The sequence below is a fragment of the Brachyspira suanatina genome, assembly GCF_001049755.1.
GTDB classification, from domain to species: Bacteria; Spirochaetota; Brachyspiria; order Brachyspirales; family Brachyspiraceae; genus Brachyspira; species Brachyspira suanatina.
This window is the reverse complement of the sequence record NZ_CVLB01000001.1, coordinates 1,468,214-1,493,437: the sequence shown is the minus strand read 5'-3', so window position 1 is coordinate 1,493,437 and position 25,224 is coordinate 1,468,214. Positions and strand designations below refer to the sequence as shown.

General features: G+C 26.6%; 19 protein-coding genes. 8 read left to right on the top strand and 11 right to left on the bottom strand.

Annotated elements, in window-relative coordinates:
* The first annotated feature begins 239 nt into the window (after nucleotides 1–239).
* The 3 genes from selB to BRSU_RS06355 all read left to right on the top strand — a co-directional run bounded on the left by selB (nucleotide 240) and on the right by BRSU_RS06355 (nucleotide 4,354).
* Complete coding sequence (selB, locus tag BRSU_RS06365; RefSeq protein WP_048594428.1) at nucleotides 240–2,054, top strand: selenocysteine-specific translation elongation factor; 1,815 nt, start codon at nucleotides 240–242, stop codon at nucleotides 2,052–2,054.
* A 99-nt stretch (nucleotides 2,055–2,153) separates the two neighbouring features.
* The gene (locus BRSU_RS06360) at nucleotides 2,154–2,510 is read left to right on the top strand and encodes a tRNA-binding protein (RefSeq protein ID WP_047103988.1); all 357 of its coding nucleotides are present in this window, start codon (nucleotides 2,154–2,156) and stop codon (nucleotides 2,508–2,510) included.
* A gap of 239 nt (nucleotides 2,511–2,749) precedes the next feature.
* Nucleotides 2,750–4,354: a tetratricopeptide repeat protein gene (locus BRSU_RS06355; RefSeq protein ID WP_048594427.1), complete on the top strand. Its 1,605-nt coding sequence runs from the start codon at nucleotides 2,750–2,752 to the stop codon at nucleotides 4,352–4,354.
* A 499-nt stretch (nucleotides 4,355–4,853) separates the two neighbouring features.
* On the opposite strand, the gene uvrB is transcribed toward BRSU_RS06355, so the two are convergent.
* From uvrB to BRSU_RS06315, 8 genes are all read right to left on the bottom strand, one after another.
* Entirely contained in the window at nucleotides 4,854–6,902 is a 2,049-nt protein-coding gene (gene uvrB, locus BRSU_RS06350; RefSeq protein WP_048594426.1) for an excinuclease ABC subunit UvrB, read from the bottom strand.
* Nucleotides 6,903–6,912: 10 nt separating this feature from the next.
* Nucleotides 6,913–7,767, bottom strand: a complete 855-nt coding sequence (locus BRSU_RS06345; RefSeq protein WP_048594425.1) for a M23 family metallopeptidase — start codon at nucleotides 7,765–7,767, stop codon at nucleotides 6,913–6,915.
* Nucleotides 7,764–8,939, bottom strand: a complete 1,176-nt coding sequence (locus tag BRSU_RS06340; protein ID WP_048594424.1) for a hypothetical protein — start codon at nucleotides 8,937–8,939, stop codon at nucleotides 7,764–7,766. Before BRSU_RS06340 ends, BRSU_RS06345 begins: the two co-directional genes overlap by 4 nt.
* Nucleotides 8,940–8,975: 36 nt before the next feature.
* Complete coding sequence (locus tag BRSU_RS06335; protein ID WP_048594423.1) at nucleotides 8,976–10,157, bottom strand: M23 family metallopeptidase; 1,182 nt, start codon at nucleotides 10,155–10,157, stop codon at nucleotides 8,976–8,978.
* A 48-nt stretch (nucleotides 10,158–10,205) separates the two neighbouring features.
* Entirely contained in the window at nucleotides 10,206–10,895 is a 690-nt protein-coding gene (locus tag BRSU_RS06330; protein WP_048594422.1) for a tetratricopeptide repeat protein, read from the bottom strand.
* A gap of 123 nt (nucleotides 10,896–11,018) precedes the next feature.
* Nucleotides 11,019–11,519 carry an imm68 putative immunity domain-containing protein gene (locus tag BRSU_RS06325; RefSeq protein ID WP_048594421.1) on the bottom strand — a complete coding sequence of 167 codons (501 nt, stop codon included), beginning with the start codon at nucleotides 11,517–11,519 and terminating at the stop codon, nucleotides 11,019–11,021.
* 321 nt (nucleotides 11,520–11,840) lie between these two features.
* Nucleotides 11,841–12,737, bottom strand: coding sequence for a patatin-like phospholipase family protein (locus BRSU_RS06320; RefSeq protein ID WP_048594420.1), 897 nt, complete (start codon nucleotides 12,735–12,737; stop codon nucleotides 11,841–11,843).
* Between the two features lie 21 nt (nucleotides 12,738–12,758).
* Entirely contained in the window at nucleotides 12,759–14,252 is a 1,494-nt protein-coding gene (locus BRSU_RS06315; RefSeq protein ID WP_048594419.1) for a hypothetical protein, read from the bottom strand.
* 188 nt (nucleotides 14,253–14,440) lie between these two features.
* Here BRSU_RS06315 and BRSU_RS06310 point away from each other — a divergent pair, with 188 nt between their 5' ends.
* On the top strand, nucleotides 14,441–15,385 hold the full coding sequence (locus BRSU_RS06310; RefSeq protein WP_048594418.1) for an alpha/beta hydrolase: 945 nt from the start codon (nucleotides 14,441–14,443) through the stop codon (nucleotides 15,383–15,385).
* Between the two features lie 65 nt (nucleotides 15,386–15,450).
* Here BRSU_RS06310 and BRSU_RS06305 read toward each other — a convergent pair whose 3' ends face one another.
* Nucleotides 15,451–16,068 (bottom strand): HAD family hydrolase, encoded by a 618-nt coding sequence (locus BRSU_RS06305; protein WP_048594417.1) that lies wholly within the window; start codon nucleotides 16,066–16,068, stop codon nucleotides 15,451–15,453.
* Nucleotides 16,069–16,210: 142 nt separating this feature from the next.
* Between BRSU_RS06305 and BRSU_RS06300 the strand changes: the two genes are divergently transcribed.
* Together BRSU_RS06300 and BRSU_RS06295 are read left to right on the top strand one after the other, a co-directional pair.
* Entirely contained in the window at nucleotides 16,211–17,797 is a 1,587-nt protein-coding gene (locus tag BRSU_RS06300) for an AAA family ATPase (RefSeq protein WP_048594416.1), read from the top strand.
* The gene (locus BRSU_RS06295) at nucleotides 17,784–19,181 is read left to right on the top strand and encodes a VWA domain-containing protein (RefSeq protein ID WP_048594415.1); all 1,398 of its coding nucleotides are present in this window, start codon (nucleotides 17,784–17,786) and stop codon (nucleotides 19,179–19,181) included. Before BRSU_RS06300 ends, BRSU_RS06295 begins: the two co-directional genes overlap by 14 nt.
* Nucleotides 19,182–19,184: 3 nt before the next feature.
* Here the strand turns inward: BRSU_RS06295 and BRSU_RS06290 are convergent, their stop codons facing one another.
* Nucleotides 19,185–21,965, bottom strand: a complete 2,781-nt coding sequence (locus BRSU_RS06290; protein WP_048594414.1) for a YidC/Oxa1 family membrane protein insertase — start codon at nucleotides 21,963–21,965, stop codon at nucleotides 19,185–19,187.
* A 134-nt stretch (nucleotides 21,966–22,099) separates the two neighbouring features.
* A complete protein-coding gene (gene murI, locus BRSU_RS06285) occupies nucleotides 22,100–22,939 on the bottom strand; it encodes a glutamate racemase (RefSeq protein WP_048594413.1) in 840 nt (279 codons plus the stop codon).
* 172 nt (nucleotides 22,940–23,111) lie between these two features.
* Here murI and BRSU_RS06280 point away from each other — a divergent pair, with 172 nt between their 5' ends.
* Nucleotides 23,112–23,357, top strand: coding sequence for an OadG family protein (locus tag BRSU_RS06280; protein WP_020063515.1), 246 nt, complete (start codon nucleotides 23,112–23,114; stop codon nucleotides 23,355–23,357).
* Nucleotides 23,358–23,399: 42 nt separating this feature from the next.
* Nucleotides 23,400–25,199: a biotin/lipoyl-containing protein gene (locus tag BRSU_RS06275; RefSeq protein WP_048594412.1), complete on the top strand. Its 1,800-nt coding sequence runs from the start codon at nucleotides 23,400–23,402 to the stop codon at nucleotides 25,197–25,199.
* Nucleotides 25,200–25,224: the final 25 nt, after the last annotated feature.

The window sequence follows — 25,224 nt, the reverse complement described above, 5'->3', positions numbered from 1 at the left end:
TAGACAATAAATAGTGAACAATTTTTATTAATAACAATAAAATGAGAATATAGCAATAAAAAGTGAGCCAAGCCAGTGAATAAATTTATTTATTCACTGATTATAGGAACCCTTACGGGTGGTTAATATAACAATAAAAGTTAGTCTAGCCAGTGAATAAATTTATTTATTCCTGATTATAGGCTAGCCAAGTAGGCACCCTTACGGGTGGCGAATATAACAATAATAGGAATTATATTATGAATAAAATAATAGGAACTGCTGGGCATGTTGATCATGGTAAATCAGAATTAATAAAGGCTTTAACTGGAATTTCTATGATGAGGCTTCCTGAAGAACAGAAAAGAGAAATGACTATTGATTTGGGATTCGGTTTTTTCAAGCCTAATGATGATATTACAATAGGTGTAATAGATGTACCCGGACATGAGAGATTTATAAGAAATATGGTTGCTGGTATGTGGAGCTTGGATTTAGTTATGCTTGTAGTTTGTGCTAATGAAGGCTGGATGAATATGACGGAAGAGCATGCTAAAGTGGCTTTATCTCTTGGCATAAGAAATATAATATGCGTAATTAATAAAATTGATTTAGTTGATGATGATAAATTAAAAGAAAGCGAAGAAGATATTAAAAAAAATCTGTATAGAATATTCAATAAAGATATAGAAATAGTAAAAGTGTCAGCTTTAAATGGTACTAATATAGACTTTTTGAAAGATAGAATAACTGATATATTATCAAATGAAAAATATGAAGATGATATAAAAACTCATATTTATGTAGACAGAGTATTTTCTATAAAAGGTGCTGGACTTACTATTACAGGAAGTCTTAGAGGTGGTAATATAAAAAAAGATGATACTTTGATACATTATCCAAGCAAAAAAGAAATTTCAATAAGAAATATTCAATCTTACCATGAAGATAAAGAAATTGTTTACTCTGCTTCAAGAATAGCTATTAATATAAAAAATATAAAGAAAGAAGAAATAAGAAGAGGGCATTTATTATGCTGTAAGGAAGAAAAAGTATTTTCAACAGATGAAATAATATTAGAGCTTATAAATAAAAATGATGTTGAATATCTTAAAAAAATAAAGAATGCTGAATTTGCTGTAGGTACAGAATGCTTAATTGCTCAAATACTTCCTATTTACAAAAACAAAACATATTCAAATGATAAATCTGATAAAGATAATAAAAATAATAAAGAAATAGATAATAGATTCATAAGATTAAAATTTGATGAGCCTATATCAGTGTTTTGGAAAGAACGCGGTATATTAATAAGCCATGGCGGAAGCAGTATAATAGCAGCAGGCAATGTATTTTGGGGAGAAAAAACTAATCCTTTCATAAGAAAAAGAATAATTGATAATGCCGGCAAGTTTTTGGGAGAAATAAAAAGAGAAAAATATAATGATTTATTTATGTCAGTGAATGGTTATACCGAAGCAAGCGAAGATATTCCTGATTATGCCATTAAAGTTGCAAATTTCTTTGTTAAAAAAGATTATTTAAATACTTTATTAGAAAGATTAAAAAATCTAATAGAAAATAAAAAAGAAGGCATAAGTTTTGAAGACATAAGAAATTATTTAAATATTAATAATGCATTTACAAAAGTGTTTATAGATTATTCAGTTGAAAATCAAATATTAATGCCATTTAATAATATATACAAAAAATATAATGAAGAAATTACTTTAAATAATTCTCAAAAAATATTATTAGAAAAATTAAAAAAAGAAGATTTAAACGGATTAGATGAAAAAACTATAAGAACATTTACTAATGGTATGAAAGATATAAAAGTATTATCAGCATCAAAAAAGGCTGTGTATCTTGATGAGGGTATATATTATCATATAGATGTTTATAATAGAATAAAAAAACTTATTTTGCAAAATACAAAAACTAATGATATTATTACAATAGCTTCTGTGCGTGATAAAACAGGACTATCTAGAAAATATGTACTTCCTATATTAAATGCATTTGAAAGAGAAAAATTAGTGAGAAGAGAAGGAAGCGAAAGAATAGTGCTTTGATATTTATTTTACTAATGCTTTATATTAAAAGTTATTGAAATGTACTTTAAAAATTTTTTCTAATGACATAAAATATATAAAAATATTTCGGAGATTAAAATGGATATTAAAGATGAAATAAAGCCTGAATCTAGTTTTGATAATTTTTTGGCATTAGATATTAGAACAGGTACTATAATAGAAGCGGAAGATTTTCCAAAAGCTAAAAGACCGGCATACAAATTAAAAATTGATTTTGGTAAATTGGGCATAAAGGTTTCATCAGCACAAATAACTAAATTATATAAAAAAGAAGATTTGATAGGAAGACGCATAATTGCTGTAGTTAATTTTCCAAAAAAACAGATAGCTAACTTTTTTTCGGAGTGTTTAGTTTTAGGTGCTGTAAAAGATAATGGAGAAGTTGTATTATTAACTACAAAAGAAGAATGTGAAAACGGTACGGTTATAGGATAATATTGTTTATACTAAAATTGTCTTACATATAAGATAATTTATTAAATTCAAGTTCAAATGTAGCCTTTTTGCTTCTCGCCGAAGGCGTACTGCGTATGGGGCAACACCGAGTAGGTGCCTAATCGGCAAAAGAAGTGGGGTTTGGGGCAAAGCCCCAAATATAAAAACAAAAATATAAATTTATTTTTGACAAAATATAGTCGTTTAGGTATATATAAATTATAATACGGAGAATATATATGGGCTTACTTAATAGAGAAGATATTGAAACATTACAATCATTTAATACAGACGGCGGCGGATATTTTTATAAAATGCTGAATTATTTGCAAGAGTTTATTGAGAATGGTATAAAAGAAAATAAATTTAGATTAGAAGAGGCTAGGGAAGATTTAGATATTGCTTTATGGTATTCTTATGCCTGTAATAATATAGGTGATTATGAGCATTATTATATGTCTAAAGAGTTTATGAAATACTCTGAGAAAAATGCTAAAGGATGCGGAACTTGGTATTATAGGTATGCTGTGGCATTAATTTACTGCGGAAAATTGGAAGAAGCATTAAAATATTCTGAACAAGGTGTTATTGAAGAGCCTGATTATCCTTGGGGATGGCTTGAGCTTGCTAAATTAAGACTTCATTTCGGAAATAAAGAAGGAGCTGTCGAAGCTAATAATAAGGGATTGGAGCTTGTACCGGGTGATTATGAGTTTTTAAGACAGGCTGAAGAAATAGAAAATTATTATTCTATAGAAGCATTAGAATATCATTACATCAATGAAGAGAGCGATAAAAATTTACTTAGAGGTCTTGATTACGGCGAAGACAAATTAAATGCTATAGCCTATATATTATGCGATGAAGAAAAATTGCAGGCTATTAAAGATATTATTAATCCTATAGATTGGGAAGCTGATCATCCTTATTGTACTTTTAAATTTTATGTTGCTGATGATTTGGTGGATGGTGTATTTTTAATGAATGAAGCTGCTATATCAAAATTGGATAAAGAATTGATAAAAGAATCCATAGAAGAATTAAAAGATGTAAAAGAAAAAATAAAAAATGAAGAAAATGCAAAATTAACATTTGTAAAATTTAATATTGATTATACTATTGATGCAGAATTTAAAAACGAAGAAACAGATAAAACTTTTTCAATTAGAAAAATGTTTAATAAAGATTCAGAATATAAAAAAGTTGCTGATGAAATTTTTGATTCTTATGGTATGCCTTTAGAACCTTATTTAGAGGAGCTTCCTAATATTGTTACTTTGTATAAAAAAGAATATGGATTTTTATATTATGCTGAATGCTGGATAAATGAAGATAATATAGTAAAGCATACTGGAATAGTTGGAAGCAGCGGAGATGTTAAAGAATATGAATGCAGTAATCCAAGAGAATATAAAAATTTTTTAGATGATTTTTATAAAGAGTATGATGATTATAAAGTAATTGATAATGAAGATTTATCTTATTTGATTTTGCAATTTGAAGTAGAACCTTTTGAAAATGAATTACCAGAAAAATATGCTAATGTTTTAAATAAAATAGGAAATGTTTTAAATTCAGTTTTGAGCTGGAATGGTCTTGGTTCTTTAGATTCTTGGAATGCCGGCGAAACTGAAAATATAAAAGAAAAATATGTTATTAATTTCTTTTCTGTAGTTGTGGATGTGGATATTGCATTCAGACTCATATTAAATGAAGTTGTAGAAGAAATTAAAGATGATATAAATTGCGATCATATAAAAATGGCTTATGTTCCATATATAGATAATGGAGAAGACTTTACTTTAATATATTCATCAGATGACAGCACAGATTTTTCTATTTGATTTAAATTTTTTATAAAAATTAAGTATAAAATTTTTTACTATTATGATGAAAAATTTTATACTTTATTATTATTTAGTTTGTATATACCTAAATAACTATATTTTGTAAGAAATAATTTTTTAAATTTTAAAGATATGCATGGCTTTAACGCGCACCCCACTTCTTTTGCGACCGAAGGAAGTGCCTGTGACTGAAGGGAGTACCTTCAGGTATGGTATTGCCACAGGCGCAGCCCGCCTCACAAAGTGTGCCTACGGCAGGCGAGAAGCTATATCCTCGACAAGCTCGGATACGCTTCGCGAAGGGCTATATTTCAGTTTAAACTGATAATTTATATTACATGTAAAACAATTTTAGTATGATTTAATACTAATTTTATACTTGCACTTTCGCAAAGCATGCCTACGGCAGCAACTTTGACGAAGTCCACCTGCGGTGTGCGGCGGGAAAAGAACAACAATAAAATTAACAAAGTTAGAAATTTTTAGTATATAAAAATTATTTTTTAGATTTTCCATTTGGATTTTTGGAAGTTACATTTTTATGAACATTTTTCTTTTGAGGCTTTAATTGTTTAAGCTGATTTATTTTTTCTCTTATTTCAATAGCCTTTTCAAATTCTAAGCTATCTGATGCTTTTTTCATTTCTTTTTCAAGCTCTTTTATATAATCATCGCTTTTCTGTTCAGGATCAATTTTCACTCTTTCATTGAAGCGTCTGAAATCGAAATGAAGCTCATAAGATGTTTCAACTTTCTCCTCACGTTCAATGATATCCTGTATCTTTTTGATGATTGTTTTAGGAGTGATATTATGTTCTTTGTTATACTCCATCTGTATTGTTCTTCTTCTCTCTGTTTCATCAATGGCTACTTTCATAGCATCGCTTATAGAGTCGGCAAACATTATAACTCTGCCGTTTGCATTTCTTGCTGCACGTCCTATAGTCTGTATTAGGGTAGTAGTATTTCTTAAAAATCCTGTTTTATCAGCATCAAGTATTAATATAAGTGATACTTCCGGTACATCAAGCCCCTCTCTTAAAAGGTTAATTCCAACAAGTACATCGAAAGCACCAAGTCTTAAATCTCTTATTATTTCAACACGTTCTACGGTTTGAATGTCTGAATGAAGATAACGAGTTCTTACTCCATTTTCATTTAAATATTTTGTAAGGTCTTCAGCCATTTTTTTTGTAAGTGTTGTTATGAATATTCTTTCATTGTTTGATACAGTCTTTTTTATTTCTTCAAGTATCCTGTCTATCTGCCCGTCAATAGGGTATACTTCGATTATAGGATCAAGCAAGCCTGTAGGACGAATTATCTGCTCTACAACCTGAGAGCTTTTCTTTAATTCATATTCTGCAGGTGTGGCACTAATATATATTGTATCATGAGTGAGTTTTTCAAATTCTTCAAAGTATAAAGGTCTGTTATCAAGAGCTGAAGGAAGTCTGAAACCGTACTTTACTAAAGTCTCTTTTCTGCTTCTGTCTCCAAAAAACATTCCTCTAATTTGAGGCACACTAACATGCGACTCGTCAATTATAGTGAGAAAATCATCCGGAAAATAGTCTATTAAACAAGCAGGTCTGTCTCCTTCTTTTCTTCCTGATAATGGACGAGAATAATTTTCTATTCCTGCACAATATCCAACCTCTCTAAGCATTTCTAAATCATATTTTGTTCTTCCGTATATTCTTTCTGCTTCTACTAATTTTCCTTCGGATTTAAATTTATTGTATTGCTCTTCAAGTTCTTCTTCTATTAATTTTATACCAGTAGCTAATTTATCGCCTCCTGTAACGAAGTGCTTTGCTGGATATATTACAACTCTGTCTTGTTCTGCTAATTTTTGTCTTGTTATAGGATTGATTTTTATTATACGCTCAACTGTATCACCGAAAAATTCTACTCTAATAACCTCGTCAGAATAGGCACTCATTATTTCTATAGTATCGCCTATAACTTTGAATCTTGCTCTTTCAAGTACATCTTTAACACGCTCATATTGTATAGACACTAATTTTTCAATTATTTCATCTCTGTCATATTCTCCATTTTTTTCTATAGCAATATATAATTTTCTGTAATCTTCAGGAGAACCCAAACCGTATATACAAGAAACAGAAGCCACTATTATAACATCTCTCCTTTCAAGAAGCGATGTAGTTGCTTTAAGTCTTAATCTGTCAATTTCATCATTAACAGAAGCATCTTTGTCTATATATAAATCTTTTGCCGGAACATAGGCTTCAGGCTGATAATAATCATAATATGAAACGAAATATTCAACAGCATTGTTCGGAAAGAAGTCTTTTAATTCTCTATAAAGCTGTGCTGCTAAAGTTTTGTTATGAGACATTACTAGAGTAGGTCGATTAGCTTTTTCTATAACATTTGCTATAGTAAAAGTTTTTCCGCTTGCTGTAACTCCAAGAAGAGTTTGATATTTATTTTTATTTTCAAGTCCTTTTACCAAAGAGTCTATTGCTGTTACTTGATCCCCTGAAGGCTTGAAATTTGATTCTAATTTAAAATCCATATTTTAATTATTAATAAAAATTAACAGTTCTTGTTAACACTACGCTTTTATTATCAAAATCTGTAACTTCTGCCTTAAATGTGTATTTTCCTCTTTTAGGAACGAATACTCCACCTCTATAGAAATGCGAATCTACTCCGTACACTTCTTCAAAGGTATAATTTGGAGATATATAATATACGTTATCTCTTTTGATGAAGTATGTGAAATCATAATCTCTCACTAAATCATCATTCATAAATATTTTTACTCTTTTAAGCCCCATAGGTATTCCGCCTAATAAGTCATAGGCTTTGATAAATAATTTTATTTCTCCATTATAACTCATAGGCATTTTATCTTTTATTTGTATGAGCCTGTTTTCTGTTCTCAAATATATACCATGAATCAATGGTGCTTGGGTTGAGCCTTTATCTATACTTAAATATTCTAATGGATCGACAACTAATCCCTCTTTCATATTTTCTATAGTTAAATGTAAATGTGCTCCTCCAGATCTTCCGCTATTTCCTGTAAGTGCTATTACATCTTTTTCTGTAACTTTGGCATAAGATTTTTCTATAGTGCCTGGTTCTATATGATAATAATAGCTTCTTAAATTATCTGGATGTTCTATCATAAGTACATTTCCTACACCATAAAGAGGTCTAGTAGGGTCTTCATCTTCATCAACATAATAAACTATTTCACCGTCTTTTACAGGATATATTTCCATTTTATGTCCGCCGAAATCAACTCCGTTATGAAAATGGTCTGTTCTAAACTCTCCGAATGTGCTTGTTACTCTTATTCTGTTTGGATCAATAGGAACCCTTGCAAATAAGAACGAAGATATTATAAATAATAATAATATATATTTTTTCATAGTTTAACCCTCTTATACGTATAAATCATCTTGTCTGTTACAATCATATATTCATTTTCTAAATTTGATATATCAAGATTGTATACCCAACCATCTAAATATTTTTCAAATACAATTTCTTTTGTATGATTATCATATATTAAAACTACACTTCTAGCATCTTTTGAAACGCTCATAATTGTAGTATTAGTTTCGCCATTTAATTTCATGTTGATAGCATTTTGCATATTATATTTTTCTAAATTTATTCTTTTTATTTCATTACCTTTATTTAATGAGTATAATATAATATCTCTGTCAGCAAGCATAAATGCTGTCATTGATTTTTCACTTATATAACTAGATACATGTCTTCTTCTGTTAAGTCCTGTATCTGAATACCACATAGTATTTCCATTAGCATCATAAAGCGTAATATATTCAGGTCTTATTCCGCTAACAGCCAATGCAAAACTTCCGTATTCGCTTATTGCTACAGATTTTACTATATTTATTTCGCTTAGAATAGTTGATATTGCAAAAGATAATTCACCGTTTCTATTTATATATGCTATATCTCCGCTTGAAAAACCTGCAATATAATCACCCGTATACAAAGCAAAGGCTCCGTCAGTTATTATTTCACCATATTGTATATGTTTGCTTAAAGGGTTATTATTAAAGTCAAACATTTGTATTTTTGAGTTGTCGCTTGAATGGTATACTATTCTTTCTGCATAAGGAGCTATTTCTGGATAAATAGAAGTATTAGTACGCCATATAATTCCCCCCATATTATTATAGGCATCTATATAATTTCCATATCTTTTATATATAATAAAATTCTGATTGTTTAAAGTTGCTAATTCTCCTCTTGATAGATTTGTACTGTATATCGTATCTCCATTAAAATCAAAATAGTGTATTATACCTTCAGGCTTTGTGAAAAAGTTGTGTTTGAATATGCCATTTATATAAAAATTTTCATCATGAGATGGTGGATCTAATGAATCTGTTTTTTTACTCCAAACATTTACAGTATTATATTCTTCATTAAGCCTATTGGTACCGAAGAAAAATATAAACAAAACTATCAAAACTAAAGCGGTTATTATAGTTAAATACCTAATGAGTAAAGGTTCTATTTTATGTATATTTTCTGATTCTATTATGGATTTCTCTTTTATTTTCATTTACTGCATCAGCTCTCTAATTATAAATTACGATTTTTATTTTATTTGAGTAAGAGTTTTAGTATTAAATGAAACAGGCTTTTCTAAAATACTTAAAGGATCAAATGTCATATTTCCTGCTCTCATTTCCCAATGACAATGAGGTCCTGTAGACATTCCTGTAGAACCTATTAATCCTATTACTTCGCCTTTTTTAACATACTGTCCTTCTTTTGCTATTAATTTGGACATATGGAAATATGAACTGTATACTCCTTCGCCATGATCTATAACTACGCAGTTTCCTCTAACAAATAATTCTCTTGATACTCTTACCACTCCATTATTTGCTGCTATTATAGGAGTACCGTTTGTGTTGGCTATATCAAATCCTTGATGATATCTTGCATAGTCTTTAGTGTATCCTCTGAAAGCACCGAATCCTGATGAGTATCTTCCTTGAGAAGGCATTATATAAACTTTATCTGCATAATTAGTAGGAGTATAACTTATATAAACTTTTCCATTTAATAATTCTTTTTCTTCTTTTGATTTTTGAGGATTGCTTATAATATTTTTCATAGTAGCAGTTACACCAGGTATTTGTTTTGGTTTTGGTGGTGGAGGAGTAAAGTCTAATTTTATATCTATTGCCACATTTAATATTGTATTATCTTTTAATTTTATATCAGATATAAATTGATATTTTTTATCCTGAGCACCTACATATATACCGAATACACTTTTATAAACTTTCATGTTTCTATCAGCATTTTTTACTTCAAAAAATTTTACTATAGGTCTTGCACTTCCCATAAGTTTTGAGTTTTCTATTTTTACTTCATCTTTGGAAGCTATGAATATAGTTGATACTTTACCGGCATAGAATGGGAAAGGATCTGCATATATTTTTATATCATTATCATATTTTTTGAAATCTTCTAAAGAATTAAAGGCTTTATTTCTAGTATACATAGCTCCAGTTATTAAAACAGCATTATTATTGCTTACTTTTATTTTTGTATTTGGAGCAAGATAATAATATTTATTTCCTATTTTTATTTCAGCAAAAGCATTTTTTTCAGTTTCTATAATATCATTTGCTAATATTTCATTAGAAGTTTTTATATCAATATTTTTTCCGCCTCTGTTTAGAGAAGTATTGCCTAAATATTGAATATTATTTTGAGAATATAAAGATAATGAAATTAAAAATATAATGCTGATAATATATTTCATAAAACCTCCGAAATTATTATTTTATATTAAATTATTTATTTTATACAGTTATCTTTTATATGAAGACTTATCTAATTTTAATAAATGTTCTTTTATATCTCTGTTTGTAGGAGCAAGTTCAAAAGCTTTTGTTAAAAATTCTTTAGCTCTTTCAAAATCATTTTTCTTAAGGAAAGCCCAGCCTAATGAATCTAAATAAGCCGGATTATTAGGATCTATCGCCAATGCTTTTCTAATTTCTTCTATTCCTTCTTCTATATTAGTTTCTGTATCTGCCAAAATAAATCCTAAAGAATTTCTAGCATTTGCACTTTTTGGATCAAGATTAACAGCTTTTCTCAAATGCTCTATAGCTTTTCTGATATTTCCTTTCTTATAATAAACATAACCCAAAGCTGCATGTATTTGAGTATTTTCAACTCCAGAAGATAAAGCATCTAGAAGTTCAAATTCAGCTAGATCATACATTTCTTTAACAGCGTATATGTATCCTACTATTATATGGGCCTGCATAAGTCTAAGAGGATTATCAAGTCTTCTCATTATTTTATCAAATACCTGAAGAGTATTATCATAATCTTGAATTTGTGCATAGGCTAATGCTAGATGGTATCCGGATTCAACATCATTTTTTTCTGAGAATATTTTTTCCAAAGAGTCTATTGCTTCTTTATAGTTTTCATTTCTAAAAAATTTTATTCCGTCTTCTAATTTACTTCTGCTAGAGCCTATACTCATATATAATCCCTCATATATTTGATTGTTGCTATATTGTATATTTATAATGTAAAAATCTCAATATATTTTAACTAAAACTTTAATAAAAAAATTATGTAAAGTTATTAATATTTTTTTTATTTATTAATATATAAATTTTGACATTTCATTTGCTATATATTTTGTCTTTTCAGCAATATTATTAATAGTTTCATCATCACACATATCGGCTAAATCATACTTAGAACCATTAACAGAAAAGTCATTTAATATATTTATAAATAATTCTATATCTTCCTTATCAGCATTTATTGATATATATTTATCTTTTTCAGAATTACTATATAAATCTTTTAAATATATTTTTTTGTTATGAAGACATTCTAAAATTAATACTGATAAATCTAATATTAAATCTATTACTATATCTATATTATGTTCAATACCATTACAAATATATTTTATATCTTTACTTTTTCTAAATGAATCAACTTTTATTGTAGAATATTCATTGTATACATTAAAGTCAGTAAATATTTTTTTAACGCTATATTGAGTATTATCATTCTCATCAAAATACTCTAATAATACTAATGAGTCATCACAATCACCAAAATATTCTCCCCATAATTTATCTATATACATATTATTCCTTTAATATTAAATTAATTTTATGCGAAGTATTATATTCAAAATATTTAATTTGTAAAGTTTAAAAAATCCATTACGTTTGCCCGCCCTTTTACTTTATAGCTTTAATATGAATTTTTATTATTTTATTTTTTAAAGCTTTTAGTAGAATTGTTAATATCCATCCCTTGCTTTTTGTAGAGTTAGAGCTTAATTAACACGCGGTGAATGGGCATTATTTTTATGGCTATTTTTATAATATGATTCATCTTTGTTTTTTTACTTTACTCTGCGTATGCTAAATATTTCTTATTATAAAGTAAAATTTATTTTGTATTAGTTATTATCATCTATTTTTAAACTATCTATTGCTTTATTAAGTTTCTTTTTTAATTTTTTTCTTTCTGCAGCATTATCATTTTCATACATATAAAGCATATTATTATTTTCTAAATTCTCTAATTGTGTTTTACCCATTTTAAATATTTCTTTAAGCATATTCTTTGCATCATTGTATCCTTCTTTAATACGCATTTTAGCACCTTCAAGTGAAAAATCCATAGCCCCATTAAAGAAGTTTCCTATATCATTACTTGGTACTATCTCATAAACTTTGCAATTATTGAATTTTTCTCTTGTGCTTTCTTTGTATAAATTAATGGCTATTATTTCATCGCATTTTTCTTCATAAAGAGGCTTTAAAGGCAGATTGTTTCCTTTTAATAATTCAACACCGCCGTCTATATAATCAACTCCTTCTATTGTCTGCCTTCCGAATATTACCGGTATTGCACTTGTTGCCATCATTATTTCTTTTATTTCTTTTGCTGATTTGTTATTTAATTTGAAATATTCAGCATCAATGTTTTTTAAATTTACAGCTGTGGCATATATTGGATATTCATAATTGATAATGATGTCAATATTTAAATATTTTTCTATTATCTCTATTAATCCTTTTCTACTGAAAATTCCATTTGAAGATATATAATTATTATTTTTATCCATTTTCTTTTTTGAGAGTATTTTATCTTCTATTTCATTAGTCCAAATATATTCGGCTATGTCATAATTATTCTGTGCTATCAAACATGCATTAAGAACGCCTACAGAAGTACCGGATATTGCTTTAATCATTTTATCTACTTCGTATTCTCTTAAAGCTTTCCATACTCCTATTTGATAGCTTCCAAGTCCGCCTCCGCCGCCTAAAACTAAACCTAATTTTTTCATATAATCTCCAAAATATAAAAATCAAATTTTACTTAAATATACTCCCCAGAAATCATTTATAAATTCTAAATAATCTCTCTTGTTTTTATCCGTAATTTTTTCAAGTTTCTTATTAGTTTTTTCTTCATATTCCATTATTTTTTTATATTGAAATTGAAGTTTTTCTTTGTATTTAAATATTTCTTTATTTGAGGAATATGAATCAAAGTATTTATTTAAATATTTTAATGTGTTCTCATAGTCTTTTTTTATTAAATATATTTTAGCTATCTCTTTATAACATAAAGGCGATTCAAAATTTCTTACTTCTTTGATTAGCAGTTTGTATAAACTTTCTATCTTTATATGTCTTGCTTCTTTATTTTCTTTATCATGAAATAGTATAGAATCGCATTCTGCCATTGCCTTTTTATATTTTTTATTATCAAAATATTCTCTAGCTAATTCTATGGATTTTTTTGAATCAGTGTACTTTATAGGCGGATTAAATGTTTTGGATATCATTTTTAGTTCATTTATAATTAGTACAATAATATCATAATTTGTAATCTCAGCATTATAATCAAAATTGGATATATTTATTCCATATTCATTTACTAAGTCGATTTTTATATCTTTTATATTTATATTAGGATTGATTTTAGTTATTGAGTTGATTATATAACTTTCTTCTTTATCCAATTTTTCTATCTTTTTAATTCCGCTTAATATAGGTATAATATATTCATAAGTATTAATATTATTTTGCGTATTCAAAAAAAGTTTATTTATGAAATTAGGTTTTTCTATTAATTTGTAGTATATATCATTTACTTTTATTTTCTGATTCATATCAACATTAAAATCAAATAATATAGATTTTATCATATAGATATTTTCTTTTGGTATATTATTGTCTGAATTATTTACATTTGATATTTTTGTAAATAGATCATTGCTTAAACATATAATTTTTTCTATATTATCCATATCAATGTATTTAATATTATCAAATTCTAGAATATTAGATGCAGCTTTAAACTCAAGTAATTGAACTTTTTTTTCTAATGAATCTATTCTGTTTGATTCTTTATTAATTTTATTTAGTATTACATTAAATGATTCTCTTACATTATTGCATATTGCAATTAATTCTTCTTCAATATTTTTTTCTATATTGTTTAATTTATTATTTAAATATATAAGACCTTCATAAGTGATTTTATTCTGATTTGCTAAATATTCTATCATTTTCAATGAGGCATTTTTTACTACAGCGTAATTATAATCAATTTCACCTCTTATTTTTCTATTTTGTCCTGTTATAGAATTGATTATATTTTCTAAAAAACCTTGTTTTGCTAAATATTCTGTTCTGGATTTTCCCGCACTCAAAGATGATACAGCTTCTATAATAAGTTCTGTTAATTTAGTTGAATTGTTTTCATAATCCTTTATATTATTGAGTATATATTCTTGTATTATAGTTTTATCTTTTTCATCTATTTCATTTTCATAAGGTATAGTAAAATCCATAATATCTCCGATTATATAGTATCCTTATGTATTATACAATTTATTTGATTTTAGTACAATTATTAAAGTTTTATTTTATAATAATAAATATTATATAAAAAATATTTGTTTTATTATTGATTTTTTTGTATTAATGATTTAGTATGTAAATAAATACATGTTTGTATATACATATAAGGAGGTTTGAAATGAGAAATATATTAATCATTCTCAGTTTTTTAGTTTTATTTGTTTCATGCAGTAATACAAACACTGCTAATAATTCTAATGTAACTATATCTACAAATGAAGATGGAAGTATAGTTTTTGAGCAAAAGGATATTGTTTATAATATTGAGTATAAACCTAATGTTGTTTATGCTAATAAAGATAATACAGATTTAACACTTCAAATAATGATTCCAAGATCATTATTTGTGGATACAAATGCAAAATATCCTTTAATAGTTTATATACAAGGTTCTGCATGGCGAAAGCAGGATGTATATAAAAATTTAGTTGCTCTTGGAGATTTTGCTAGAAGGGGATATGTTGTAGCTATAGTGGAATATAGACCAAGTGATACAGCAGTTTTTCCAGCTCAAATAGAGGATACAAGAGATGCTATTAAATTTATGATTGAAAATGCAGATAAATATAATGCTGATACAAATAATGTATTTGTTTGGGGAGATTCTTCCGGAGGACATACTGCATTATTTACAGCGATACCATTAAATGATAATGACAATACAATACCGAATATAAATGCAATAATTTCTTATTATCCTCCTACAGATTTGCTTGAAATGAGAAATGATCCTTTAGGTTCAACTACAGGAGATGCTGAAAGTCCTGAAGGAATTTTGATAGGAAGAAAAAATGTTTATGATTATCCTGAAGAAGCTAAAAGAATAAGTCCTTATTATGAGATTTCAAAAGCTGCAAACTTACCGCCTATATTTTTGGCGCATGGTACAGGTGATAAATTAGTGCCTTTCAATCAAAGTAAAATTTTAGCTGATAAATTAAAAGAAGAAAATAGAGTTTATGAATTTTATGCTGTAAAAGATGCTGATCATAGTGATTGGCAGTTTTGGACTAGAGATATGTTTGATTTAGTTGAAAATTTTATAAATAAATATAAAAAATAAAAATATAATTAAAAGTGTTGATAAGAATAAATATCAGCACTTTTTTATTATGAAATATTGTCTTATTATTTTACCCATTTTTCTATTTTTATAACCCAAGCATTAGTTTGATTAGCAGCCTCAAGTCCCACTTCACTGTCTTCAAATATAATGCTTTCTTCTTCTTTTATATTAAAATGTTCCATGCATTTATAAAATACTTCAGGATCAGGTTTCTTTTTTTCTATATCATTGCCTGTTAAAACTAAATCAAATAAATGTTCTAGTTGAAATGTTTTTAATATGGCATAAACTCCATTAGGTGATGCTGTTGTTGCTAATGCTGTATATTTTTTGTTTTCTTTTCTATTGTAATTGTCTATTAAAGTTTCAAACATAAATGGATGGATTTTAACTAGATTAAGATTTTCTAAATATATTTTTTCTTTTAAATTATGTATAGATTCTATTAATTCATTATTTTTATTTTCATCGTTTGTTAGTTTATCATTTAATTCTAAAATGTTTTTTGTAAATACTTTATAATGAAGTCCGAAACATTTTTTATAATAATAGTCCGTATCTAATTCTATATTAAATTTTTTAAATGCATTGTAATAGGAATAGTAATTTAAATATGCGCTATCTATTAATGTGCCGTCCATATCGAATATTAATAATTTTATATTGTTTGAATTAAGCATTTTTACTCCATTACTATATTTTATATTTTTTATTATAACATATAAAATAAGGAATTCCAATTTATATTAAAAATGATATAATATTTTTACAAGTTTACTACTAAAAGTAAGGATAAAGTAATTTTAAGAGAAATATATATTTATGAAAAATACAAAATCAAGAATTGAAAAAATAATAAAACTTCTTTCCGAAGGGCTTTATGAAAGAGAAGAAATTGTATCTTTAACTTTTCTTAGTGCAATAGCAGGAAAGCCAATATTTTTATACGGCCCTCCTGGAACTGCAAAAAGTTTTATAGCCAAAAGAGTATCTTATGCATTTAAAGACTCAAAATATTTCGGATATTTAATGCAGAGATTTTCTACTCCGGAAGACATATTCGGTCCTATTAGTTTGGAAGAGTTAAAGAATGATAAATATATAAGAAAAATTGATGGATATTTGCCTGATGCTGATTTTGCATTTTTAGATGAAATATGGAAAAGCACGCCTGCAATACTTAATACACTTTTAAGCATAATAAATGAAAGAGTTTTCAAAAATGGAAGTGAAGAAATAAAAGTACCATTGAAAGCATTGATTTCAGCAAGTAATGAAACTCCTCCTGAAGGTCAGGGACTTGAGGCATTATATGACAGATTCATTGTACGTTTAATAGTTAATAATATAAAAAATAAAGATAATTTTGAAAAGATACTTGAAAATACTCAATTAGATTCATATATAAATATAGATGATGAATTAAAAATTTCAACTGATGAATGGGTAAATATAAGAAAAGAGGTAAATAATATAAAACTTTCAAAATCGGTTATTGATATAATTCATAATATAAAACTTTCTATAGAAAAATTTAATGAGGATAATAGAGATATAGCAATATATGTCTCAGATAGAAGATGGCAGCATATTTCATATTTACTTAAAACAGCTGCATATTTAAATGATAAAAATGAAGTTGATATTTATGAAACTATTTTAATTTATAATTGTTTATGGAGTTTGGAAGAGCATATTGAAGCAGTAAAAAAAATAGTAGAGAATGCTATAAGCTTATGCTATGATTTGAATAATCAGAATATTAATGAGTGGAGAGAAAGTTTTAAGAGTGTTCAGAAAAATATAGATGATGAGTTTTATAATTTAGAAAAGACTTATGATACAGAAAATATTGATGATAAGCCTCATATGGCAAAAACTTTATCTATCAATATTGATGAATACGGCAATAAAGGTGAAACTATTATTTATATACCAATAAAACAATTAGGCAAAAAAGGTTATTTTTATCCTTTAGATATAGGAAGAAATCAAACAAGAAAATTCAGGTGCAATTTTAACGGCACTGAAAAATGTACTGTTGAAATAAATTCTGCTACTGCGGCAAACGGTTTTGTATCTGGCATGCTTTCTAAAAATTATGAGTTTCTTTGTGAAGCAGAGCCTGATTTTTATATGAAAAAGGTTAGTCCTAAAAAGCTTGAAAAAGAAAAAAAAGATGCCTATTTGAAATTGATAAAGTCTTTAATATCTAGTATTGAAAATATTATAGTTAATTTTAAAAATGACTTTAATAAAAATAAATATACAAATAAAAGCATATTTGTATCAGATGAAAGTTTCAATTTTTTCACAGATATGTTTAATTCTTATATAGAAAATCTTGAAAGTGAAAAATTGGATGCAGAAAGATTAAAAAGTGAAATAGAACATCATGAAACAATTTGATAATGATTCTTATAAAGATGAAATAAAAAAAACAGAAGTAATGGCTAAAGGAGTCTTTAATAGTGCTTTTAATAATCTTTATAATGATGAAAGATTAACTGAAGAATTAGAAATAAAAATTACTAAATGGAAAAAAGATTTAAATGTCTTTATAAATGATAATAATCCGTATCAAGATAATAAAACAGAATTGGATATAGCATTAAAAAAATTAAAAAATACTAGTAAAGAAGATATATTTAATGATTTAAATAGTTTGAATGCTTTGTCTATTGATACAAATTTCTGGAGAGAAAAATTATCAAATTCAGATGATTTAAATATCTTAAAAAAGAATATCATTTCAGTATGGAAAAAAACTTATAATAAAAAAAATAATGATTGGCTTGTTTCTACAGTAAAAGAAAGAAGGGATAAATTTATTGCTGACATAGAATCTTGGATTAATTTGCTTAAAAAATTAAAGTATATGTCAAATATATTGAGAATAAAGACAGGCGTATTATGGGATTTTAGAGTAGGGGAACTTGAAGAAGAAGATATATCTTTACTTAAAAGATGGGTTGATTTTATAAATGAATATAAAGATATAGAAGTCATTTGCGATAGTATAGGCAGAAGAATCGATATAGAAAAATCATTGAAGAATGTTGAGTTTAAAAATACTTACAGTAATACCAATAAAAAGATAAGTTCCAAAGAAGAGATAGTTGGAATATACTTTGCTAAAGATATAGAAAATGTTATACCTGAAGAACTTTCTTTATTATGCAATGAAGAAAGTGAAAAATTATTCAAATTAAAATATATAGAAAATAGGCTTATGTGCTTTGATAAAAGTGCTTATGTGTTTAATGATGATATGGAGCATTTAGTAAGAGCAGGCTACAGAGAAGGCAGAGGCGATATGATTATATGCATAGACACAAGCGGTTCTATGAAAGGGATTAATGAATATATTGCCAAAGCTACTATGTTTAAAATGGTTATGCAGGCTCTGTCAGAAAATAGAAATGCTTATCTTATTAATTTCAGCACCGAGATATATACATGCAAATTTACTAAAGAAAATAGCATTGAAGATTTAATAAAATTTTTGAAGCTAAGCTATCATGGAGGTTCTGATATATACAAGGCTCTTTATGAGGCAAACAGAATGATGAATACATCTAGTTTTAGAAATGCTGATGTGTTAGTGTTATCCGATTTTATAATGGAGGATATGCCTAATAATTTAGTAACTATGTGCAGCAAACAAAAAAATAACGGCAATAAATATTTTGCTGTATCTATAGGAAAATTTCCATTCGGTTATTCATATAGAAAAGTATTTAATAAACATTGGATATTCGATATAGACACAGGATTAAAATCTATATATTAAAAATCATTTTATTTGTGTCCAATTAGTTTTTATAAAAATATTATCTTTTACATTATAACTAGCAACATAATTAAAGCTTTTTTCAAAATTAGCATTAGGATCTCCATCTGCTGTTACAATAACATCAATTCCATTAATATTTTTATAATCATTAGTTATGATTTTTCCTGTAAATGGATTTGTAGGATTATCTAAATGCTTAGAAGCTAAATATGGTACATCTGCCACAGTCATAAATGTATTATTAGATATAATATTTCCTTTTGAGTTTAAATCTTTAAAATAAAGCATAGAATTGAATACTTTAAATATATGCATATCATTTTTATCAAATATAGATGGAGAAAAATATCCAGAATGATCGGAAACTATTATAATTTTTGTATTATCATATACATTATTTTCTTTTAGATATTTGAAAAAATTTGCAAGTTCTCTTAAAGAAGCAACTGTGGAATAATAACTTCTTGCAGAAAAATCACTTCCAAAATATTTCATATCTTCATCTGGAACATTTTCAATCTTTGATGAAGGTATAAAATTGCTATTATAATTGAATGGTTCATGTGTTGTATCGCTATGTATAATATTGAAATAATTACCATTTTCATTTATTTTCGTTAAATTTGTTAAGGCTTGTAATAGAGCATATTCTTGTATACTTTTACCAACAATGGCTAAATTTCTTCCAGAATTAGGTATAAACCAATCATTTTGCGCATATAATTGATTCCTCAAGAAAACGGGAAGTATTCTAAATAATGAGAATCTTACAGCTCTGTTTTCATTATTTTTTATTATATTATTTGTATTAAAATTATTAGTATAATTATCATTAATCAAATTATTCAATTCTTTTTCCATCATATTATTATTTTGATTATATGCTTTTATATTTGTATAATTCTTAAATATAGTTAAATCGGGAATCCATGAAAAATTTGCAAAACATGGATCAAATGTTACAGAACTATAATTTGCATTATAGAATAATTGGGGCATCATAAGAAGTGCTTCATTATGTTTATCTTTAAGATTATATTTTCCATTTAATTCAAATGGAGCATATTCGTATCCCCCATATAATGCCTGTATGCTTCCAAATGTACCGCCTCCTAAAGCGGTAGTATTAGGATACCATATAAAACCATCAAATTCATCTTTTATATCTTTAAATCTTTCAAACGCTATGTTTCCAAATTCAGGATTTCCTCTATCTAATATTATAATGAATATGTTAGTCCCTGTTTTAGAAAAATTAAATATATTGTCATTTTTATTTATTGTCTTGTTTAAAGAAGATATTTCTAATAATTTTTTTTGTTCATTATTTATTTTTACAAAATCAAATAATGATATAGCCAATAAACTTATTGTTATAATTATAAATATATTAAACATTAAATTTATTAATTTCTTTTTTATTATTATTAACGTTAAAAATAATACTAATAATATCAAAATGATATTTATAATTGTTTGTTTTAAACTTGGTATAAGTAAATATTCTAATTCAAATTTAAAATTATTAGATATATAACCATAGTCCATTACCATTATAAAAGTGTTAACTAATGATATTAATGCTATAAATATATAAATAAGAGTTATATTATTTTTAATTTTTTCAGAGAATAGAAAATATATAAATATTGGATAGACTATAAATATACCAACATATTTAAAAAATACAGCAAATATTGTATTAAATGGATTTTCAAATTCTTGTCCGGAAGATGCTATCAATGAAGTTATAATAAATAAACCAGATAATGTTGTTATAGTTATCAATGATGATATGAATATTTTTAATCTCAATTTGCTTTCTATTTGTATAAAATTTAATATATTTTTTTTATTTAAAAATATTAATAATGCTATAATTGAAATTAATAACCATATTAATGATAAATCCATGTAAGTTTTAACATGTATTATAAATATTTTTAAAAATGGGTATCCAATAGATGATTTATTTATCAATGTATTTCTTAAAAAATATAGAATAGTCATTATTAGTATTAAAATAGTATATAGAGAATATATTATCTTAGAAGCTAAAATAAATATTTTATTATTTGATATATTATTTATAATAGTTTTTATTTTTTTTATATTTACTAAAACTATATTTTTAAAAAATGAAAATGCACAGTTTATAGTCCAATATAATAAAAGTATAGCAGGAGAATTATATAAAAATACTAAAAAGAATAAACTCATTAAAAATATAGGTATTGATTCTTTAAATGTTAATTTTTTTGAGTATACAAATGTTGATGCCAATGAAAAAGCAGTCATTATAAATGGGAGTAAATTGATATAATAATTTCCAATATGAATTATTTTATCTGGATCCCCTAAACTTTTAATTAGAAAAAAACTCTCTGTTTCAGCTCCTGTAAGACTTGTAAAAAAATTATATCCTGCTAAAAAGAAAGGTATTTGTATTAATAATCCTAATACTCCTCTGAATGCATATATCGTTTTGTATCCATTGATTCTTTGACAAGTTCTAATTAATAAATAAGCCTGATCTCCTTTATATACAGCTTTAATATTATCTATAGTAGGCTTCATTTTCGCCTGCATATCTCTTTCTTTCTGCTGCCATTTTTCAGCTATATTGTATAGAGGAAGTGATAATATATTAATAATCAAACTAACTAGAATGACACTAACCGTATAGCTGCTTTGTGTTTCTACTTTAAAGTAATAGAATATTGTTTCTAATATAAATTCAATAGGGTATATTGTTAAACTGTAAAGTATATCAGAAAACATCACAATACTCCACAAAAAATAATTTTTTTTGAATTTGTGATATTTTTGTAAATGAAAAATAGAATATACTTTTCAGATTTGTGATTAAACAATTCATATTATAATACTATCATAATATAAAATAAAGTCAATAATTATAAATTTACATATTTTATGTTATAGTTTTTATAAATATCTTTTGGAATTAATATATTTATCAATTTATTAATTTTTTCTGATTTCTCTGTAGAAAATATGGTTGTTTTATAATCTTCTATTATATTATCAGATAATAAATTATTATTTTTTAAATATTCTTTAGCTGATATTGCTGTATGATACGAAGGATCTATTATATTATTTATAGAATTTCTAATATCATTTTCTAATAAATTTTTTATATCATTAATTATATGAGGATAATGGGTGCATCCTAATATTAAAGTATCTGAATTTGTATCTATGCTTTCTAAATAGTTTTTTAATATTTCTAATCTGTTTTCATAACTATACCAGCCATTTTCTATCATAGGGCATAAGTCTTTGCATGCTATTTGAGTAACTTTTGCTTGTTTATTAAATTTTATTATTCTGTTTTTATATATATTAGAATTAACTGTAAACTCTGTAGCCATTATTGATATATTATTATTTTTTGTTTTATCCAATGCATCTATTACAGCATTTGATATAACTTCAATTATAGGTATATTATATCTTTGTTTTAAAATATCATAAGAGCAAGCTGTTATAGTATTGCATGCGATAATAATCATTTTGCATTTTTGCTCAACTAAAAAATCAGTCATTTTTAATGTTAGATTTATTATTTCTTCTTTAGATTTATCACCGTATGGTATATTAGCGTTATCACCTATATATACGTAATTTTCATTAGGAAGTATTTCAATTAATTTTTTTAAAACAGTTAAACCTCCTAATCCTGAATCAAAAACTGCTATTGGCATATTAGCTGAAAGTGAATTAGTATTCATAATTTTATCCCAAAAATTTATTAACTAAATTATAATTATTATATATAGTATTTCTATAAAGTCAAATATATTGTGATATTAGATCTATATTTTGTAATAAATTTACTTGTATATAAGTAAAAAATAATGTATAATTAAGCAGTTAAAATTTATTAATAATAGGAGTGTTTTGATGAATAGTAGTATTATAGAAGCTTTGCAAATAATGCTCATAGGTATGGGTGTTGTTGTATTGTTTTTAATTATATTAGTTTTCGTTATGAAGTTTGTCGCTGGTATAGTAGCACAAGTAGATAAATTAATGCCTCCTCCTAAGGAAGAAATATCTGCTGCTCCTCCAGTTATATCATCAAGCAATGACAAAATGGTTGCTATTGCTATTGCTTTAGCACATGTTCATAGCAGTAAATCTAAATAATTAAATTGTAATTTTTTTATCAAGTTATAAGGAGAAATAATAATGGCTAAAAAAGAAATAAAATTTATGCTAACAGCATTCAGAGATGGTTTCCAATCTGTTTATGGTGCTAGAGTATTATCTAAAGATTTTATGCCTGCTGTAGAGGCTTTTGTTAAAGCCGGAGTTACATATTTTGAGTCAGGCGGCGGTGCAACATTCCAAAGTGCATTTTTCTATAATAATGAAAATGCTTTTGATGTTATGGATACTTTTAGAAAAACAGTAGGACCTAATGTAAACTTACAAACTTTAGCAAGAGGCGTTAATGTTGTAGGTTTGGAATCTCAGCCTAGAGAAATGATTAAACTTCATGCTGATTTATTCAAAAAACATGGTGTTACAACTATTAGAAACTTTGACGCTTTAAATGATGTTAATAACCTTATTTTTAGCGGTAAATGTATTAAAGAAGCAGGACTTAAACACCAGGTATGTGTTAGTATGATGGCACTTCCTCCTGGATGTGAAGGTGCACATGATGCTGAATTCTATGGAAAAGTATTAACTCAAATTAAAGATAAAGTAGATTTTGATTCTGTATGTTTTAAAGATGCTTCAGGTACTACAACTCCTCAGGTAGTTTATGATACTATTAAAGAGGCTAGAAGAATATTAGGTAAAGATGTACATATACAAATGCATAGCCATGAAACAGCAGGTATAGGTGCTGTTCAGTATAGAGCTGCTTTAGATGCTGGTGCTGATTGTATAGACCTTTCAGCTGCTCCTGTATCAGGTGGTACTTGTCAAACAGACTTAATAGTTATGTGGCATGCTTTAAGAGGCACTGAATATACTCTTAATGTAGATATAGATAAAATCAGAGAAGCTGAAGAAGTATTCAAAGAATGTATGAAAGATTACTTCTTACCACCTGAAAGTAGAACAGTAGAGCCAATGATTCCATTCGCTCCAATGCCTGGTGGTGCTTTAACAGCTAATACTCAAATGATGAGAGATATTAACGTAATGAATAGATTCCCTGAAGTTATTAAAGCTATGACAGAGGTAGTTAAAAAAGGCGGTTTTGGTACTTCAGTAACTCCTGTATCTCAGTTCTATTTCCAACAAGCATTCAATAATGTAATGCAAGGTGAATGGAAAAAAATTGCTGACGGTTATGGAAAAATGGTATTAGGTTATTTTGGTAAAACACCTTCTACTCCAGACCCAGAAATCGTAAAAATAGCTAGCGAACAGTTAGGTTTACAGCCTACTACTGAACTTGCCATGGATATAGATGATAAAAACCCTAAAAAAGGTAGAAAAGCTGCTGAACAGGCTTTAAAAGATGCTGGCATAACTGATCTTTCTGATGAGAATGTATTTATTGCTGCTGCTTGTAAAGAAAAAGGTATTCAATTCCTTAAAGGCGAAGCTAAACTTGGTATTAGAAAGAATGCAGGCGGTACTTCTGATGTTAAAGCTACAAGCAATGAAGTTACTATTACAGTTGGCGGATCAAGCTATGGTATAAAAATAGAAAATGGTAAAGCTATAGTTGATGGTGTAAGCTATGATTATAGTATTAAAGATGGTATAGTTGCTGGTGCTGCTCAATCTGCTGCTCCTGCTTCATCAGGTTCTGCTACTCCTGTTACTGCTGGTTTACCTGGTACAGTATTAAAAATAGTTGCTCCTGTTGGAACTCAAGTTCAAGACGGAACTACTATATTAATAGTAGAAGCTATGAAAATGGAAGTTGAAATTAAATCTTCTGCTAGCGGTGTAGTTAAAGAAGTAAAAGTAAAACCAGGTGATGCTGTTGTTGCAGGTCAGGAATTGGCTATAGTTGGCTAATATATAGATGCTGATTTTAAGGAGA